Genomic DNA, 18915 nt, shown 5'->3' with positions numbered 1-18915 from the left:
ACTCTCATAAGAGTAAGAGAGCAGGGGGAAGTGCTGGATTATAGTGCCAGTGCTTCTTCTGTAATGCGTTTGATATCAATCGGAGATAATGATTCTTCGTTAACCATATCCGGCAAAATCTCATTTAGAAAATAATCAACACAATGTAATTCAATATGCTTGATTTTGACGAGTGCATTGCGATACATGACGATAAATTCTTTTTCGGTATTTCCACGTTGCAATTCTGCAAAAGCTTCATAGACCTGATCCATTTTGTCCGCCACTTCCAAAATCAAACCTTCGACTGATTCGTCTTTACCTTCACGTAATTGCTGACGGAATATCGCTTTGAAATCTTCCGGAATATGTTCCTCGATAAAATGCTGTACCATACCTTCTTCTACTTGTTGGATCAATTTACGTAGTTCCATCGAAGAGTGCTTGACCGGTGTTTTGATATCTCCGATAAAAATTTCACCATAATCATGACTACTAGTAATCTCGTATAACTTTTTCCAATCGACAGTAACACCATGTTTTTCTTCGATATCAGCCAGCGTTTTGGCATATTGTACTACTTTCCACGAATGAGCAGATACACTGTGTTCTTCAAACTTAAATTTACCCGGGCAACGAATAATACGTTCTAATTCATTGAGTGATCGAAAATACGCATGAATTCCCATAACATAAGCCATCCTTTAGCTACATCAAAGTAGTAGATTTTGTCGAACACTTACATAGTCATAACAAAAAAATGTAAATATTCAGCAAGAGTATTGATAAGCTAAATTATAGACTTCATATGTTAGTAGGGTATTAACGCTGTATAAAATAATGTTTCTTTTATTTCTCTTTATATACAGAAATAAGCACGATAGCAGTATCTTCGCCGATATTTTTTACCCGATGCGGTACAGAAGCGTTCCAACTAAATGAATCGCCTTCATGTAACTCGAATTGATCTTCACCTTGTTCTGCATAAATCGTTCCTTTAACGACCAGATGCACTTCTTCACCTTGATGCGCTATCGGCACTTCTCCTGTAGACGCTCCTGGAGGCACTTCGACTAACATCATTTGCATATTCGAGGTATGACCCAAATGAGAGACTTTGAGTTGGTCAGGGCCGCTTGAAGTTAATTCTCGTTCTTCTTTGCGAACGACAGTCATCCGTTCTTCTTGCTGTAATAACAGATAGCTTAAAGGCACTTGTAGCGTCTGCGCAATATGTTCCAATGTATTGATCGAAGGGGATGTTTTGTTGGTTTCTACCTGACTCATAAATCCTTGAGACAATCCTGTTTCTTTGCATATTTCAGCAATCGTTATATTTTTACGCTTACGAATCGAACGAATCATAGCCCCTATATTCATACCAATTCCTCACATTTCTTCACAGTATATTACGCATTATTGTAACAACAAGTAATAAACCGTAGCAACTAAAAACGAAACATTTTTATTAGTTATAGAAATATTTTATTTATAATAATAATATTTTTGTTGACAGTTATGTTTATATTGCTTTATAGTTACAAAATAAAAGTTACAGTATAAAAGTAACTATTAGAAAATAAAAAGGAGCTGTTAATGATGAAAATTAACGTCGTTACAACAATTATGAGAGTCGTACTAGGAATTTTGTTCCTAGCACATGGGATTAGCAAAGTACAAATGGGATTTGGCAATGTAGCTGGATTTTTTGAAAGTCTAGGCATTCCAGGATTTATGGCTTACGTTGTAGGTACGATCGAAGTTGTGGGCGGTATTATGTTGATTATTGGTCTATTGACACGTTATATCTCTATCGTATTTATTGTTATTTTGTTGGGTGCTATTTTTACAGCGAAGTTATCCGCAGGTCTGATGGGCAATGGTCAAATGGCAGGATACGAATTAGATATCACTTATATCGTAATTGCTCTTTACTTGGCTGTAGCGAATACAAGAAGCTGGTCTGTTGATGGATTATTATTTAAAAAATCAGCAACTAATCGTTAATCGATCTCCACCATTATTATAATCTCTATCTTCTAACCTCTATGTTTATACATCTGTATAGGCATAGAGGTTTTATCATGTGTTTTAGCTCATATCTACATACATGACATTCGAAAAAAAGGATATAGATTCTTTTTAAAATAAAAAAGAAACCATTTGCCTTCTCCAACGTATTATTCAAAAAGTTGCATTTCTTATATGTAAAAAGAATCAGATCCATATAACGTAAGTTCAAATGATATTTTATTTGCTTCAGACTATAGCATAATATATTCATTTTTTTGTACTTGGATAACACGATTTGGATAATATGTCTGTTCATATTGACAGATTGACAACAAGGAAATATGTAGTATATTTATGAGTTTATAGGAGTAGCAAATACAATATAGTGTGCGTGATAGAAGAAAATTATTTTTCTTCATCTGATTTTTTGAAAACATTTAGAAAAGAGAGAGGGTTGTGCGGTAATGACGTATAGTCATTTGTTTGAAATGAGTACATTTTTAGAAGCATTCGCAACACCTGTAGGCTGGGGATTTATTTTATCCCTTGTGATTATCGAAGGTCTGCTATCTGCGGATAACGCATTGGTATTAGCAGCTATCGTTAACAAACTACCTGCTCACCAGCGTAAAAAAGCGCTATTGTATGGTTTGTGGGGAGCTTACATTTTCCGTATTATCGCTATTGGAGTCGGTATTTATCTTGTGCAGATCGCATGGGTTAAATATATCGGTGCAGCGTATCTTCTCTGGATCGCATTCAAACACTTTTGGGATAAATTCAAAAGTAAAGACGGCGATGATGAAAGTGAAGAAGAAGGCGGTCTACAGAAATTACTTGCGAAGACCGGTATGAGTCTTTTTGTTCGTACGATCATTACTGTAGAGATGATGGATATCGCATTCTCTATCGATTCAATTCTAGCAGCGTTTGCTGTATCTCCTAACCCGTGGATTCTGATTGCGGGTGGATTATTGGGTATCTTGATGATGCGTCTAGTCGCTGGATTCATTCTGAAGTTGATGGATAAAATTCCTGAACTTGAGAATGCAGCATTTGTACTTATCGCGATTATCGGACTTAAAATGATTCTAGACACAGCAGGCATTTATCATATGGGACATGCTACATTCTTTGTTCTGTTGGTTGTAGTATTCGCCATTACATTTGTAATCAACCGTATCAAAGTAAGCAAAGCAAAAGTATAATAAGCAAGCTCCTTTGTCTTGATAGCAAAGGAGCTTTTTTTATTGTCTATATAATAGACCGTTTACATTTAGAAATGAACATGATATTGTACGGATACGGATTGTGACTGATGATGCAGGCAAAACCTAAGTATATGTACCGCCCATATGTATGGGGGATACATGTATTTAGGTTTTTTTTCGTTCTCAGGCAACTGATTCGATCAGCAATTAGAAAAGGGGATTTACGATGAAAAAAGCAAAATGGCTCAAAGTAGGAATAGTTAGTCTTCTATGCGTATGGACATTAACTGCTTGTAATCAAGCAGTACCTCAAGCAAGCACTAATCAGCAGACCACATCAGAGACAAAGACTACAGTAACTACACCTGTCGCAAATAAAGCCGCTAAAGCTCGAACAGTGATCACTACAGATGGTGAAGTGGATGATATGAACTCGGTTATTCGCTTTTTATTATATGCCAATGAAATGGATCTTGAAGGTATCGTATTGACCAGTTCTGTGTATCATTATGCAGGAGATAAGCAAGCAGGAATTAAGCCTTTTCGCTGGACAGGTACACAATGGGTATTTGATATGATAGATGCTTATGAAGAGATTTATCCTAACTTGAGCAAACAGGCAGAAGGTTATCCTACGCCTGACTATATTCGCAGTGTCACCAAGATTGGTAATATCTCAGATAAAGGTGAAATGAAAAAAGTAACCGAAGGTTCTGAATTTCTTGAACAGTTATTTTTAGATGATGATGGACGTGATCTATATGTACAGACATGGGGTGGAACAAATACAACAGCAAGAGCACTTCAATCGATTGAAGAGAAATACAAAGATACAGCTGAATGGGCAGATATTCAGAAAAAAGTAAGCGATAAATTAGTGCTCTATATTATTCTTGATCAAGATGATAGCTATACCCATTATATTGCCAAAAACTGGCCCAATATTCGTATTATCAATGACCAATCGAATTTCTGGCATTTCGCTTATGCATGGAAAATGCATACCGATAAAGTAAATGACAAATTGCAAGGATCATGGAATGTGGAAAATATTCAGAAGGATCATGGTAAATTGCTTGATATGTATGCACTGATGGGCGATGGCAAAATGATCGACGGAGAACTTGCAGAAGAACAACGTGGTAGTGCAGATTATTTAGCTAACAATCCACAGTACAAAAAGTATGACTTTATATCAGAAGGTGATTCGCCTTCATTCTTTTATCTAATCGATAATGGTCTACGCAGTATGGAAGACCCTAGCTATGGTGGATGGGGCGGTCGCTTTGGACAAGTCAGTGATACATTGTACCGTAATACGGTTCTTGATTATGATATCTATACCAAGCAATATGAAGCTGAATATTCATTAATGCGTTGGTTTGATGATATTCAAAATGATTTTGCAGCTCGTGCAGACTGGGCGGTAGCGGATCAATATGCAGATGCGAATCATAATCCTACATTAACGATTAAAGAAGGGTTAGATCTTACAGCTATGCCGGGTCAACATATGACTTTACATGCTGAAGGAACAGACCCTGACGGTGATCAATTGACCTACAAGTGGTGGAGATATTTTGAAGCCGATACGTATCAAGACTTTACAGGAACACCTGAAAAAGTAGAACCGAATATGGCGGGCGATCTACAGCTTGGTCTACATCAAAAGGTAGCTAAAGGTGAACAAGTAGATACGATTGCTTTGACAGGTAAAAATACGAATACAGTAGGTTTCACTATTCCTAGAGATGCTCAAGCAGGCGATACGATTCATATCATTGCTGAAGTACAAGATCATGGCAAACATCAACTTAAACACTATCAACGTGTGATCATTACCGTTCAATAACTTGATTTGATAAGAGTCACCTAGCCCACGTTTATCGTGGGCTTATTTTGTGCGATAATATACCTTTGAAATAGAAACAAATCAATAACTGCTTGCTTGTGACTGTTGGATGATCAAACACTAAAGGAGATTGGATATGAACGGTGAAGTTCATCAACAATTATTGATTACAGCATTAGGGAATGCTTATCTAATACGGGGTATAGATGCTTCTCATCCCGAGCTGATCTATCAAGAAAGTATGCATATTCAATTTAAATATCAGGAGCACAGCTTGTCATGGATCAAATGGTTAGATTATTTACGAGAATCAGGATATCAGCGCTTAATGCTAGTCAGTAGTCAGGCACCCTCTTCATCTTGGCAAAGTAGTGGATTAGTAGGCGGAGGTAAGCCGATAGGTGTAAGAACGATCGGAACTGCGCTTGATATCGTATGGAGACCGAACTGGCAGGTGCATCGTCTGCCTTCTAAAATCACTTGGGACGTATCGTATACAGCAGAACCTTATGAAGCCATCAGGCAAGAACAACATGCATTTAAGCCGCTGAGCGAATATAAAGCTCATTTACACCATGTATTGCAACAAATCTCTATCTTTGCAGAGCAGATTGATCAGACATTCTGGCAACAGCAATTTTTTAATCCTGCGATAGAAATATTGCAAGGATCTCAGACTGCTCCTAAGCTTGCTTTTGAATTGCCAGAAGTGTATGCCGAAGAAGCATATCGTCTACTGAATGCTGTATACAAAGCATGGGTATTTGGAGGAATGGGATCTTGGAATGACGATCCAGCGAATAGCGCGCATAGTCATCAGTTAGAACAACAATATCGTGACCTTTCAGAACAGTTATATACAGCGCTACTCCAATGCGCTCAAGCTGCTGTCAATTCTGTTGTTTTATAGATGTATACTTTATCTCATGTATATCTCATCAACATAGTTTATTACATCAAGGGAGGCATATGATATTGAACTGGCAAGACATAATAAAACGTCAAGATATAGAACAGCTTCGTCAAGCAGTACAGACGTTAGATGTGAATCAAAAAGATGAACGTGGTCGAACTCCGCTGATGTTATTGATTACCAATCGTTCGTCTTTGGAAGCGATTCAGCTTCTGTTGGAAAAGCAACCTGATTTGGAAATAGAAGATAAACTTGGACATACCGCTCTAAAAAAAGCGATTAAATTCAAACAAACGGCTGTGATAACTGCCCTGATTCAAGCAGGAGCACGATTAGATTCAGAGCAAGGTATTTTAGCGACACCATGGAATTTTGCACGTCAATATCATCCCGGTATTGCAGATATGTTGCTAGATACAGTGGGATCAGTACGCTCTATTTTGTTAGCACAAGAAGAGCAACAGCTCGATGCTATTTTGTATGAAGAAGATATGGCGGTAGCATGCAGAAAAATAGAACAACTCGATTCTTCGGTTATATTGCATGCGGTAGTTCATCAATATAATTGGGATGATGGTCCAGAATCGATGTTGACAGTTGCTAATCATCCGCTATGCCTGTCTATTACCAAGTTAGATATGCACGAATTACTAGAAGCAGACTACTGGCTTGCAAAAGAAGATCAGGAACTAGCTGAACACGAAGAATATCCGCGCTGGAAAGAACTGGCCCTATTATTAGATCATGAATGCAAAGGAGAACATCATGGATAAAAAAGCGAAAAAGATTTTAGTAAACACATACTGGTCAGCACAAGGATGGAAATCAGCACCTACATCATTTGCAGGTGAAGAATTTGACTATGCTAAAAGTAAAGGCATGATGTTTGATCCGCTCTCTATCACTCATGATGCTATTATTCAAGACATCTATCGCTTGCATCAAGAAGTGATTACCAAAGAACAGGTAGTGCAAGCTTTTTTACATAGTCTTTCGACACGTCAAACTCATTTGCGTAGTATATTATCTAGCTGGGCATTAACCGTTCATCTACCGCTACATACTTATGAAGAAAGACGCGCTGTACATGCAAATACGAGCAGTTGTGGAGATTGTAACTTTAACCGATTGATGTCCGATGATCAGTATACTAATGTTGATATCAATGTATTGAATTTTGAACGGATCAAGTGGGGTGGTATCCATCTGAATCATTTGCTATATTGCTGGCTAGATTTGAAATTATTTGTAGAACACTATCATTCAGCAATCACAGTCACACCGGAAGATGTACATATTCTAAAGCAGATGATCCAGGCTATAGAAGAATGTAATGAAGATGAAGGCGCACGCAAATTAGAAAAGCGCTGGAAAGACCTTTTTCCAGCTAATAAACATGAACGTGATGTGATAATGGAAATATGGGGATATGCTGGCTTGCTGGTTCCTTTGGATACACCACGCAAATTACGCGGAGGTTCTGGTGACTTCAATGCAGTAGCTATGTGGCAAGGTGAAGATCGGTACTCCTCGTCTGCATTAACATATTATTTTGGCGAATATTTATAAGAAATAGATAGCGATAATATAAGAAATGATCTCTACACAACGAGGAGGAATCTCTAGATGAGAGACAATCCACAACAACTGCATAAGCAAAAAGTGATAGCAGAAGTAGAACAGCGCTCACTAACTTCGGTGATGAATAATACGAAATGGAACAGTTTAACAGAAGCTATTTATTGTGAGCTTGCGTTTGCACCTGCATTTCAGAGTAAATATATATTGGAAGTTGAACCTTATCCGTTAGCATTTGAACAAGATGTATTTTATTTAGGAGATTGGGAAAGCTTGAGTACAGCTTGGTACAATGTCGAATGGATAAGAGTAAAGCCTCGCTTACTTGAACATACAGGAAAGTACACAGCGCCGAATACGTTAACTATTGAAGCGGAATGGGTCAATTTATTGCAAAGGCTACGTATTCCATATGTGAAAAAAGAGCAAGATTACTGGATATATGGCTATGCAACAGCAACAGAGTATGAACAACTTGAATACTAAGCTGAGGTGATGATCGGTGTATAGCACAATTCGAGAAGGTGTTATTGAAGTAGAAAAAGAATTAACCGCCGCAGATTTAAAACAACTTCAACGTATGCCTGAACTGCGAATCATTCAATATAATCATTCGTTAGTGTCAGATACGTATACCGGGTTAAATGATCTAATATTTGCCGATCGCTCTGATATTACCTTGCGAGTATATGGATTTTATGATGAGGTATGCGATCTTGAATTTCTCGAACAAATGCCAGCTTTACGTAATTTATCGATTGATTGTACAGGGGAAATGGCTCATATCGAATCGATAACAACACTTCAACAATTGAAGCAACTCCATATAAATATATACCAGCTAGATCAATTTCATTTTTTAAAAGAAGTCCCTGAAGATCTAGAACAGTTAACACTAGGCAAAACATCTTCTCGTAAGCCCGATCTACAAGTGTTAGAACGCTTTACTCATCTAACCGAATTAGTTATCAATGGTCATCACAAAAATATTGAAGTGATCGGGCAATTAACCACATTAGAACGGTTAGGATTACATTCTATTTCAGTGCCACAATTAGATTTTGTAACTAATCTCCATCGGTTATTGTCTCTTAGCATCATATGGGGCGGTACAAGAAATCTGAAAGCATTGCAGAAGATGAACGGTATACAATATTTGCGTTTGTCCCAAATTAAAGGGTTAGATGATATTCAACCGATCTCTGCTATGTATGGATTACAATATTTATATCTAGAAGGGTTACCTCATATTACTGAACTCCCTACATTCACAGAGTTGAACAAATTAAGAAAAATCGAATTAGTCAGCATGAAAAAGTTGAAAAATCTGGAGACACTTGAATATGCTCCGGCACTGGTTGAATGGGTTCATCGCGAAGCATGGGAAATGGAAGTATCATCCTATAAACCACTTATGCGTAATTCATCGTTGCAAAGAGCATATGCCCATTTGAAAAATCCTAAAAAAATGGCTGCATTTGATCAATTGTTACATCAATACGGTAAAAAAAATACATTCCAAGAATATACCAACCAAAACGAAAGTTGGTGGGCTGATTTCCCATATGACTCTGAACAGTCTGGATCACATGATAAATAGTAAGGAAATAATAAGGTGTACCGAGTAAATAAGCCAAGTGTATCCTAATCTTATTCTTGTACCGCTTGCATGAATTCTAATATTTTGCGGGTAGTATTCACATTGCGAATCGTCATTAACGGATATAATTTGGAGCTTACCAATTTGTTCATCTGACTTCGGGCAGCATCTTCACGACTGACTGCGAATAAAATAGCGCCCGGTATGTATATCAATGTGCCTACACCAGCTTGGAGAGGAAGCTTCTCTACAATAGACTCATCATCGATCTCGTCCCAGAGAAAAAAGACATCACTTTTCATCTGATCATCATTACTCCACGATTCGGGTAGGTGCTCTATGACAGTTTGTATTTGTAGGATATTTCGAATCATGACTTTAATCTGTAGACCAAAATCTGTCGCTATCGCTTGTTGCAGAAGCTCTGACAATTCATGATGAGTCAGCGTAGCGTGGGAGAAGATAATATTGCCAGAGTTGATATAAGTAGTCACATGATTCATTCCTGCTTGTTCAAATGTGACTTTGAGTGCTTTCATATTGATTTTGTTATTCCCACCGACATTAATGCCCCGTAGCAAAGCAATATAGATCATCAAGTCTGCTCCTTTTTATTCAAATAGTTATCAGATATAGATATAGTGTACCTCGTTATTGCAAGGTTACAAGAGAACACTCACAATAATTATACCGTCAATTATAGTTCTCAATATATAGCGATAAATAAGCAAAAAAAGAGCCTACCGTTTCCTTATATACAGGAAAGGGCAGGCTTTTATTTATAGTGATGAATTATGCTGGTAATTTGTCTAATGAGACAGAAGCAGGTTGAGACACATGGGATAGATCTGCAATTGATGTAGGTGCGACATCTGCATTTTGATCATTATTGCTATCTGAGATTAAAGTATTCAGACTTACAATCAGTTGTTCCAATTCGCCAAAGCTAGACACCATATTTTGAGTAAGATTGTGTTGCTCTTCCATACTAGCTAGAATTTGCTCGGTAGCCGCACTGGATTGTTCAGTAAGACTGGAGATTTCGCTTACTTCTCCAACAACTTTGTTAGAGGATTGCTTCATGGTTGCCGAGCTATTTTCAATATCAGTTGCTTGTGTGAGTACTTGTTGCGAATTCGTATTCATATGACGGAATACTTCGGCTGCAGTCTGTACAGCGTTACGACCTTCTTGCAGTGAACTACGAATATGATCAAATCGTTCGGTTAATATTTTGGTGCGTTCTTGTAAGCTAGATAAGATCGAAGCAATATCAGTAGCAGATTGTCCAGAATGTTCTGCTAATTTACGTACTTCATCAGAGACAACAGCAAATCCTTTACCATGTTCACCTGCTCGTGCGGATTCGATAGCGGCATTAAGAGCTAACAAATTAGTCTGACGAGCAATATCCGATATTCCATTTAAAATTATAGTCATAGATGCACTTTCTTCACTGAATTTCTTCATATCTTCTGCTGTAATATCTACTTTTTCATACAGATCAACCATTTGTGTATTTAAGCTCTCCATGGTATGACTACCTGTAGCTGTGCTGGTTGCCATATGAGCAGATACTTCTTTCATTTGTAAAGAATATGAAGCGACATCATGAATATGTTGATCTGAAATCGCTAGTGATTCAGAGATTTCAGCGACATTGGTTGCTTGAAATTCTACGCCTTTGGCTACTTCATTGAATCCCATCGTAACTTCATTGGTGATCGAACCCGTGCTTATTACTTTTTGCTTAAATTGATCGGTAAATACTGTTAGACTATTTACAGCTTCTTTAACATGTTGCAACATAGTTTCAACTTTGATCTGCGATTGTTCTACTTCCTGACGGCGTTGTTCACTGTCTGTGAATAATTTTTTGTTTTTACGAGAAACAGTAATTAAAATAATGCCTGTCACAATAAACATTGTAATATTGATAACATCGTTAAAAAATACAAGTGGATCTGCTTGTGAACCCATCAGCAATTTGACGATATAATAGGCTAGTAATACGCCAAATGAAATATTGTAGTGTTTGCTATTTGGATATAATAACAACGGTGCAGTGACCAGAATACCTTGTACTGTACTCACAGCATCCCGGCTAACATAGATACCACTTGCAACGACTGCGATCGTTACTACCCATGGAATCGTATGGATACCTTTTTTACTGATATTAGCAACAGTGATTAAGCCAGTTACCAAAACAGATAATAAGGTAGAAAACAGTAGATCCGGAACAAGTAATGTTAAAGCTGCACTAATAGCGGTAATTGCCCATAACATATAACTGACTAATTTGTTTCTTTGCCAAATAATTTCATCATTGCGACTCATTTTATATATCCACCCTTTTGATTAAGTATATAGCGACTATAGAACTACAAAAAAGAAAGACATTATACTTTATGTATAAAAATAAGTATTATTGTATGCTTTTTCATTATTTTTATAGTTCAAAAGTTCTACTACTTACAATATATCGGATAGATAATAAAAAACCTAAATAGCTAAGTTAGAAAAAAGATTTACACCGCAGAAAAAGCCTTCTATTTCAAAGAATAAGCATGAAATAAAAGACTTTTATTAGTATTCACTCAAAATAACTTAGCTTTTAGATGAACGAAGTTTTTCTGCTTTTTGTATAAATGATTTTTGCTTGGCAGCACTACCACATAAACGGTATAACACTTGATCACGTTGGTAATCTTCTATCGTTTGAAGCTGATGATCCCATGCTAGAATGATCTCAGGACGCTCTATATATGCTGTCCAACCTTTAATCGGTTTAGCAGATTGACCGCTTGCTACTAAAATAGACATAAGCACAGATACAAGTGATACATCCATTCCATGTGCCTCTACCAACGCTTCCGCATAATGATCTTGTGCAGATTGATGTTCTGTATCGACCATTTGCATATATTGGATCAATAAAGGGAAGTAGTCAGTACTATACAATCCCAGACCTAATATAGCATATGTTCCAGGCATCACTGACTTCTCACCGGGTTCTACATCGCTATACCATGCAAATTCCTGCATAGCCAGTTCTCCATACTCTGCAATTAATGGATGTAGTGCTGGATACTGCAACGCATTAGCAAAAAAACGATGTAAAGGAGATTTGGCTAATCCTTTTACAGGCAACAAACTTTTGGATTTACTGCTATATTTTAATTGATATTCATGTGGGAACCCTGTACGCAACAGATCGCAAATATAAGTTAATGCTTCGCGATAATTGGATTCCTCTTCTGCAGTCAACTTGATCTGGATCGTCTGTAAAATATCATTGGCTTTACCATGGAAAAGATCGGTTTTTCGTTCGCTTTCGATCGTTCCACTACCTTGACGAAGATAAATCTCTGCTTGATCTGAATGTAACTGAACTGCATATTCTAGATACGTTTGGCGTTGATCTGCATTACTTTTACCTATACGTAGTGCCGTATAGATCAATAACTCCAATTCTTTTGCATCGATAGCAGGAAGCATATCTGCTGATTTGAGATGTAATGTCGTATTATATTCACTTTCCATATCGAAATAACGCGGTAAAAAGATTTCATTCGCCCAGTGAAGTAATGCCAGTCTAGAAGTGGATTGCCAATCACTATATAATTCTCGAAAAGTAATTAATTTTGTATCTGTATGCTCAAATAGCGATGAAACATTCTGTACATCAAGCGGCACTACATCTTGATTTAACATTAGATTAGCGAAAAAGAATAAATCTTCTTTTTGAGGCAATATCGGTAGATCAGACTTAATTTTACGATCTATAAAATCATTCAGGGCTTGTTGAAGCGATTGTAATTTGTCTGGATTGATCCATTGTTCAGTATGTACATACAGCGGTTCGCCTTGTTCATTTTCAAATGCAAACGAGACTGTAAAACGATAATCAAAAAAGTGACTACCATATTCATCGGACATAAATAAAGTATGCAGACGTTGTTGGAGTGCAGGTGCATATTCTTCTTGTAAAAGTGTAGGAGAGAGATCATCAATAAAAACTTCACTTTCCCATGTATAGGCGGAGTCACTCCATGAAAAAGGCTCTTCCACTTCGATAAAAAATGACCCTTGCTTATAACTGGATTTTCCTTTGCGATAACCGACTTTGAAATAATCGCGCAGCCCTGCTTGTAATGGGCTGTATCTTGGAAATTCATCAATACGCTTTTTTTCAGCTAGATATAATGGTTCAAGCTGTGACCATGTTTCTGATAACAAAAGTTCAATATGTGGATGCAAAGTAAAACCTCCTTGATCGGTCGCTAGTGATTATTGCTTATTATATCATCTTGTACTCACAGTCAAAAATATCGAACCGACTGTCTATGTATGTATATGATCTTGATTATCATTTAATTCAACTATCTAATGTCTATCATAAATAAACAAAGAAAAAGGTCTCTATACGAGCTAGAGACCTTTTTTGTATCAGTATTACAGATCAAGATCAAGATTAGATCGATTTGGGTTCAAATACAAGATCACTTGTATCTGCTTCATCTCGAATAGCACCGACAATTTTTTCTAAAATGTCTTCCATCGTCACCAGACCAACCGTTTGACCGGATGCGTCAATAGCAATTGCCATATGCACACGACTTTGTTGCATTTTGATCAATACATCTTTAACAGAAGAAGTGGATGGGAAATGAGGCATCGTATGAATAAAATCAGCTACTTTGTAATCGCGACCTGCGGCTACTGCTGTTAATAATTCTTTGGTATTGATAAATCCGATAAAATGATCCGGGTTATCCAAGTCGATAACAGGGTAGCGAGTATATTCATATTCGTCCAATATCTCGATAATCCCGGCAAGAGGCATTTCTTTAGCAAGTGTAGCAATTTGAGACTTGGGAATCATAATTTCTTCTAATGTCCGCTCATCAAAAGTGAATATATTTTGTAAATAACTTAATTCGGTTTTGTTAATCTCGCCACTTTCGTAACTTTGATCTACAATCCAGCGTAATTCTTCTTCAGAATAGACCGAGTCATGACCTGCCGGCTTGATTCCGAAGATACGCAGTAGAAGGGTAGCCGAAGTATTTAGAATATAAATAAACGGATACATCACTTTACCGAACCAGTACAGTGGAGGAGCTAACAATAACGTCATTTTTTCAGCAAATTGAATCGCCAACGTTTTAGGTGCTAATTCACCGATAACCACATGTAAGAAAGTAATAATAGCTAAAGCAATCGCATATGACAGAACAGTCGATAGCGCCGCCGGAACCTGTAATTGATCAAATAACGGGTGCAGTATTTTCTCTACTGTCGGTTCACCGAGAGCACCTAATACTAGCGCTGTAATCGTTATACCTAACTGACACGCCGATAAATAATAATCAAGATCATGAGCTACTTTTTTAGCGAGTACTGCTTTTTTATTACCATCTTCAATCAACTGATCGATTCGAGACATCCTGACTTTCAAAATAGCAAATTCTGCTCCTACAAAAAAAGCAGTTAAGCCGATAAATACAGCTACTAAAAATAAATTTAAACCAATTGTTCCGTCCAATGATTTCCCTCAGAAAGAGGGATTCACCTCCGTATAATTATAATTTGGCGAACCATACATATAAAATAGGTAAAGATTATGCTCGATAAAGTCGTACTTGTTTGATCTGTAAATGATCTTTCTCCGTTACTGTCCATACATAATCATCTTGTTCTAATACTTCACCGACTTGCACATCGGTTCCTTTGTAATGTTGAATCCAACCACCAATCGTATCAATCTCTTCATCATTTTCAAAAGTCATACCGAACTGCTTCTCAAGCTCATCTAATAAAGTACGTCCATTGATTAAATACGTAGTATCGTCGATAGGTTGAATATCAGCCACTTCATCAGCATCAAATTCATCTCGAATCTCGCCAACTAGCTCTTCCAACACATCTTCCATTGTAATCACACCTGAAGTACCGCCATATTCATCAATCACAAGCGCCATATGCACACGTTCTTTTTGCATGCGAATCATAGCATCTTGAATAGGGGTTGCTTCTTGTACCGAAGGAAGAGTACGCACAAATTGTTGTAATTGATGTTCTCGACCAGCAACAATATGAGGCAACATTTTTTTGACATTGACTACACCAAGAATCAAGTCTTTATCACCCGCTTGCGTAACCGGATAGCGAGTATAATAATTTTCATCCAGCGTAGCAATAATCTGTTGTTCGGTCATATTCAGATCAAGAGTCACCAGTGCCGTACGTGGAACCATAATATCGCGTGTTACTCGTTCGTCAAAGGAAAACACATTTTCCATATAATCCAGCTTGGTCTGATTGATCTCGCCACCCTGAAAACTTTGAGTCATAATAATCTTCAATTCACTTTCAGAATAAATGTCTTCATGACCTGCTGGCTTTACACCAAAAGAGCGTAGCAACACGCGTGAAGTACCATTCAAAGCCCAGATAAACGGGTTCATAATTTTACCGAACCAGTATAAATAAGGAGCAAGCATTAACGTCAATTTTTCCGAAAATTGAATCGCCAACGTTTTGGGAGCCATTTCTCCGATAACGACGTGCAAAAAGGTGACTAAAGCAAAAGCAATCGCATACGAAGCTATCGAAGCTGTAGCTGCTGAAACATTCAATAGATCAAATACAGGATACATTAATCGTTCTACAGCAGGTTTACCGATAGCTCCAAGTCCAAGTGCTGTTACTGTAATTCCTAACTGGCACGCAGAAAGGTAATAGTCTAGATCGCTTGCTACTTTTTTAGCCAAATGAGCTTTTTTGTTACCTTCTGCAATCAATTGATCAATCCGGGACATCCGAATCTTTACAACAGCAAATTCAGAAGCAACAAAAAACGCAGTTAACACAATTAAAACAGCAAGTATGAGTAAATTAATGATCGTAATAATGTCCAATTATTTCCCTTAAAAAAGGGATTCACCTCCAGAAGTGTAAAAAAGCCTTGTTCATTTTTGTGTGATACATCCGTATAGAAAAGGTAGCCTACAAAGAACTTTGATTACAGTATGATATGTTGTTAATTGAGCAACTTGATCCATTTGCAATATCGCCTTCCCAATTGGACTACCCCCTCTCTTATAGTATTTCTATGATTATATCATGTTCTTACCCCAAGCATACAGTAGTAGGTGATGGTTCTTAGTTTGTCCACATTTCTAGAAATAATTACAAAAAGCCCTCTTTTCGTAAAAAGAGGGCTTTCACTACATTATATATAGAAGGTATATACACCTATATTAAGCAATCCAAAAAAGAAAGATATACACGTATCTATTAAGATTGGTTAGGAGAAACCATGATTTTGACTTGATTTTTTTCTTTTAACAATGCTTCAAATCCTTGTTCTACAATATCATTCAAAGCAATACGTTTGGTGACTAATTTCTCGGATGAGAAGTATCCTTGACTCATAAGACTGATAACCGCAGGGAATACATCACGATATCCAATAATGCCTGTAATATTACGTTCTTGCATAACGATCTGATTAGGATGAATAGGTGCTTCTTTTTCAAAAATACTAACGATCATAATCTGTCCGCTAAGCTTGGTAGATTGAATCGCTTGAGTTAAGACTACAGGCACACCTGTTACTTCATAAGCGACATCTGCACCGCCATTAGTAAGACGATGAATCTCTTGAACTACATCGACTTCAGCGGGATTAAGTCCGATAGCACCTAATGACTCGGCAGTGCTTCGACGTTCTTCTGATAATTCAACAGCATAGATTTCTGCTGCTCCTGATGCTTTGAGCGCTTCAATCACAAGTAGACCGATTGGACCTGCACCGAATACAACAGCACGATCACCGACTTTTAATTGACTTTGACGGACAGCATACAAAGCAACCGCAGAAGGTTCAACAAGTGCACCTTGCTCATATGATACGCTATCTGGAATTTTGTGCACCATATGTTCATCAGCAGCTACATACTCAGAGAAGCCACCGCCACCACCAGCAAGCCCTAAAAATCCCATATGTTCACAAAGGTTATATTTACCTTGCTTACAAGCTGTACATTTTCCACATGCAAAAATAGGCTCTACCACTACGCGGTCGCCAGCTTGAACTTTGGTAACACCTTCGCCAACTTCAACTACCTGTCCGGAAAATTCATGACCCATCACTACAGGTGCTTGTTCATTTGTTAACGGATGATTTGTGCCTTGCGAAATAAAGATAGGTCCTGCCGCATATTCATGTAGATCGCTACCGCAGATACCGCACCATTCTATTTTAATTTTTACTTTACCTGCTGTTACTTGTGGTTCTTCGATTGTTTCTACTCTTAAATCTTTAACACCATGCCATCTTAATGCTTGCATTCCTGTCATCTCCCTAGTCTAAAATGTATCATTTCAAAGTTAAGTATAAAATAATTTAGGAAACGTTTCCGAAAAATATGATGTCACATTATTGACATAAAGTCAAATGATTTTACTAAAAAAAGTGATCATCATCATTGAAAAAATATGATCTTTTTACATTGACATGTCATCGCTATCAAACATATAGAAACAATAATAGTAAAAATGATGAATCCAGATTGTCTCCCAAAGCCTGATCAAGCTTGTATAGCATTGCTCATGATATAATGGATGTAAATCATGAAATATTTCATAAGATTATGGAAACGATTCCGATTAGGAAGGACTATTAATATATGCGTTCAAAAAAAGTAACGATTGAAGATGTAGCCAAGCAAGCAGGGGTAGGTATTGCTACCGTCTCTCGAGCTTTGAATAATAGTACAGGAATTAGCCAGGCCACCAGAGCACGAATACTACAAATTATTGATGAAATGGGCTTTACACCAAATACATCTGCTCAAAGTCTCAAAATCCGTCAGACCCGTCAGATTGCTCTTGCTGTTCCTGATATTCGTAACGCTATTATTCCTGATATTGCTTGGGCAGTAGAGCAAGCCGCCAAGCAACATGGATATCGAGTTGTACAGATTAATACACTGGGTAATGCAAGATTGGAGTTGGAAACGTTACGTGAAATCAAAAAACTTCATGTAGATGGATTAGTGATGATGCCACTTGCTTATCCCAAGTCACTTGAAAGTATGATCAATCAAGCGGGCATCCCTATCTCGGTTATAAATTATAGTAAAATGCTAAGCCCTGATCTCAAAGCTGATATTGTCGGTCTTGCCAGACAAGAAGGTAAGCTCGTTATGGAACATCTTATTCAGATTGGACGTACCCGTATTGCTTATGTGGGAGCACCGAAAGATAAAATTGAAGAGCGTTATCTAGCATATGAACAATCGGTTAGACAGGTAGACGCTTCACTGGTGTATTTTGGTGAAGATTTTACATTTGAGACCGGACGACAAGCGGCTAATTACTTTTACCATTTGAAGCATATGCCTGATGCAATCTATGCGGTGAACGATATGGTCGCGATTGGAATTGTGAATCGTTTCAAAGAGTTAGGGGTTCGTGTGCCGCAAGATATCGCGGTAGTAGGAATCGATAACAATTTGTGGACAACCATCACAACGCCGCAAATTAGTTCGGTATCTATCATGGGGAATGAAGTCGGCAGATTAGCAGCAGAATTACTACTCAAACGCATTCAGTCACCGAATGTATCGGCGTATGAACGGGTAGAATTTGAGCCTAGATTAATCGTACGGGAATCCAGTGTAGCCACTCATCAGTATTCGCATATCGATATACAAGACGACAAATAATTGCTTTTTATTTAGTTACTTGACGAAAC

The 18915-nt window shown here is 37.6% G+C and carries 17 protein-coding genes; 9 read left to right on the top strand and 8 right to left on the bottom strand.

From position 1 onward, the window contains the following. Window positions 1-38: 38 nt before the first annotated feature. A complete protein-coding gene (locus PQ456_RS16205) occupies window positions 39-668 on the bottom strand; it encodes a YfbR-like 5'-deoxynucleotidase (RefSeq protein ID WP_273613219.1) in 630 nt (209 codons plus the stop codon). A gap of 160 nt (window positions 669-828) precedes the next feature. After that, a complete protein-coding gene (locus PQ456_RS16200) occupies window positions 829-1359 on the bottom strand; it encodes a helix-turn-helix domain-containing protein (protein ID WP_273613218.1) in 531 nt (176 codons plus the stop codon). 216 nt (window positions 1360-1575) lie between these two features. Between PQ456_RS16200 and PQ456_RS16195 the strand changes: the two genes are divergently transcribed. The 8 genes from PQ456_RS16195 to PQ456_RS16160 all read left to right on the top strand — a co-directional run bounded on the left by PQ456_RS16195 (window position 1576) and on the right by PQ456_RS16160 (window position 9146). Continuing rightward, window positions 1576-1986: a DoxX family protein gene (locus tag PQ456_RS16195; protein WP_274172150.1), complete on the top strand. Its 411-nt coding sequence runs from the start codon at window positions 1576-1578 to the stop codon at window positions 1984-1986. Between the two features lie 470 nt (window positions 1987-2456). Further along, the gene (locus PQ456_RS16190) at window positions 2457-3200 is read left to right on the top strand and encodes a TerC family protein (RefSeq protein WP_204823128.1); all 744 of its coding nucleotides are present in this window, start codon (window positions 2457-2459) and stop codon (window positions 3198-3200) included. A gap of 229 nt (window positions 3201-3429) precedes the next feature. Next, window positions 3430-5055 carry a DUF1593 domain-containing protein gene (locus PQ456_RS16185; RefSeq protein WP_273613216.1) on the top strand — a complete coding sequence of 542 codons (1626 nt, stop codon included), beginning with the start codon at window positions 3430-3432 and terminating at the stop codon, window positions 5053-5055. Between the two features lie 136 nt (window positions 5056-5191). After that, a complete protein-coding gene (locus tag PQ456_RS16180; protein ID WP_273613215.1) occupies window positions 5192-5965 on the top strand; it encodes a hypothetical protein in 774 nt (257 codons plus the stop codon). Window positions 5966-6024: 59 nt separating this feature from the next. Beyond that, on the top strand, window positions 6025-6741 hold the full coding sequence (locus PQ456_RS16175) for a DUF4274 domain-containing protein (RefSeq protein ID WP_273613214.1): 717 nt from the start codon (window positions 6025-6027) through the stop codon (window positions 6739-6741). Next, a complete protein-coding gene (locus PQ456_RS16170) occupies window positions 6734-7537 on the top strand; it encodes a hypothetical protein (protein WP_273613213.1) in 804 nt (267 codons plus the stop codon). Before PQ456_RS16175 ends, PQ456_RS16170 begins: the two co-directional genes overlap by 8 nt. 57 nt (window positions 7538-7594) lie before the next feature. Next, window positions 7595-8032 carry a DUF6678 family protein gene (locus tag PQ456_RS16165; RefSeq protein WP_273613212.1) on the top strand — a complete coding sequence of 146 codons (438 nt, stop codon included), beginning with the start codon at window positions 7595-7597 and terminating at the stop codon, window positions 8030-8032. A gap of 16 nt (window positions 8033-8048) precedes the next feature. After that, window positions 8049-9146: a leucine-rich repeat domain-containing protein gene (locus PQ456_RS16160; RefSeq protein ID WP_273613211.1), complete on the top strand. Its 1098-nt coding sequence runs from the start codon at window positions 8049-8051 to the stop codon at window positions 9144-9146. 50 nt (window positions 9147-9196) lie between these two features. Here the strand turns inward: PQ456_RS16160 and PQ456_RS16155 are convergent, their stop codons facing one another. The 6 genes from PQ456_RS16155 to PQ456_RS16130 all read right to left on the bottom strand — a co-directional run bounded on the left by PQ456_RS16155 (window position 9197) and on the right by PQ456_RS16130 (window position 17507). After that, window positions 9197-9742, bottom strand: a complete 546-nt coding sequence (locus PQ456_RS16155; RefSeq protein WP_273613210.1) for a DUF1697 domain-containing protein — start codon at window positions 9740-9742, stop codon at window positions 9197-9199. A gap of 196 nt (window positions 9743-9938) precedes the next feature. Further along, the gene (locus PQ456_RS16150) at window positions 9939-11486 is read right to left on the bottom strand and encodes a methyl-accepting chemotaxis protein (RefSeq protein WP_273613209.1); all 1548 of its coding nucleotides are present in this window, start codon (window positions 11484-11486) and stop codon (window positions 9939-9941) included. 270 nt (window positions 11487-11756) lie between these two features. Beyond that, a complete protein-coding gene (locus PQ456_RS16145) occupies window positions 11757-13409 on the bottom strand; it encodes a DUF6138 family protein (RefSeq protein ID WP_273613208.1) in 1653 nt (550 codons plus the stop codon). 214 nt (window positions 13410-13623) lie between these two features. After that, window positions 13624-14697, bottom strand: a complete 1074-nt coding sequence (locus PQ456_RS16140; RefSeq protein WP_273613207.1) for a hemolysin family protein — start codon at window positions 14695-14697, stop codon at window positions 13624-13626. A gap of 76 nt (window positions 14698-14773) precedes the next feature. Continuing rightward, window positions 14774-16072: a hemolysin family protein gene (locus PQ456_RS16135; RefSeq protein ID WP_273613206.1), complete on the bottom strand. Its 1299-nt coding sequence runs from the start codon at window positions 16070-16072 to the stop codon at window positions 14774-14776. A 379-nt stretch (window positions 16073-16451) separates the two neighbouring features. Further along, window positions 16452-17507: a 2,3-butanediol dehydrogenase gene (locus tag PQ456_RS16130; RefSeq protein ID WP_273613205.1), complete on the bottom strand. Its 1056-nt coding sequence runs from the start codon at window positions 17505-17507 to the stop codon at window positions 16452-16454. Between the two features lie 338 nt (window positions 17508-17845). Between PQ456_RS16130 and PQ456_RS16125 the strand changes: the two genes are divergently transcribed. Continuing rightward, window positions 17846-18886 (top strand): LacI family DNA-binding transcriptional regulator, encoded by a 1041-nt coding sequence (locus tag PQ456_RS16125; protein ID WP_273613204.1) that lies wholly within the window; start codon window positions 17846-17848, stop codon window positions 18884-18886. Window positions 18887-18915 lie beyond the last annotated feature (29 nt).

This window comes from Paenibacillus kyungheensis, assembly GCF_028606985.1.
GTDB lineage: Bacteria > Bacillota > Bacilli > Paenibacillales > Paenibacillaceae > Saccharibacillus > Saccharibacillus kyungheensis.
This window is presented reverse-complemented; position numbering and strand designations above follow the sequence as displayed.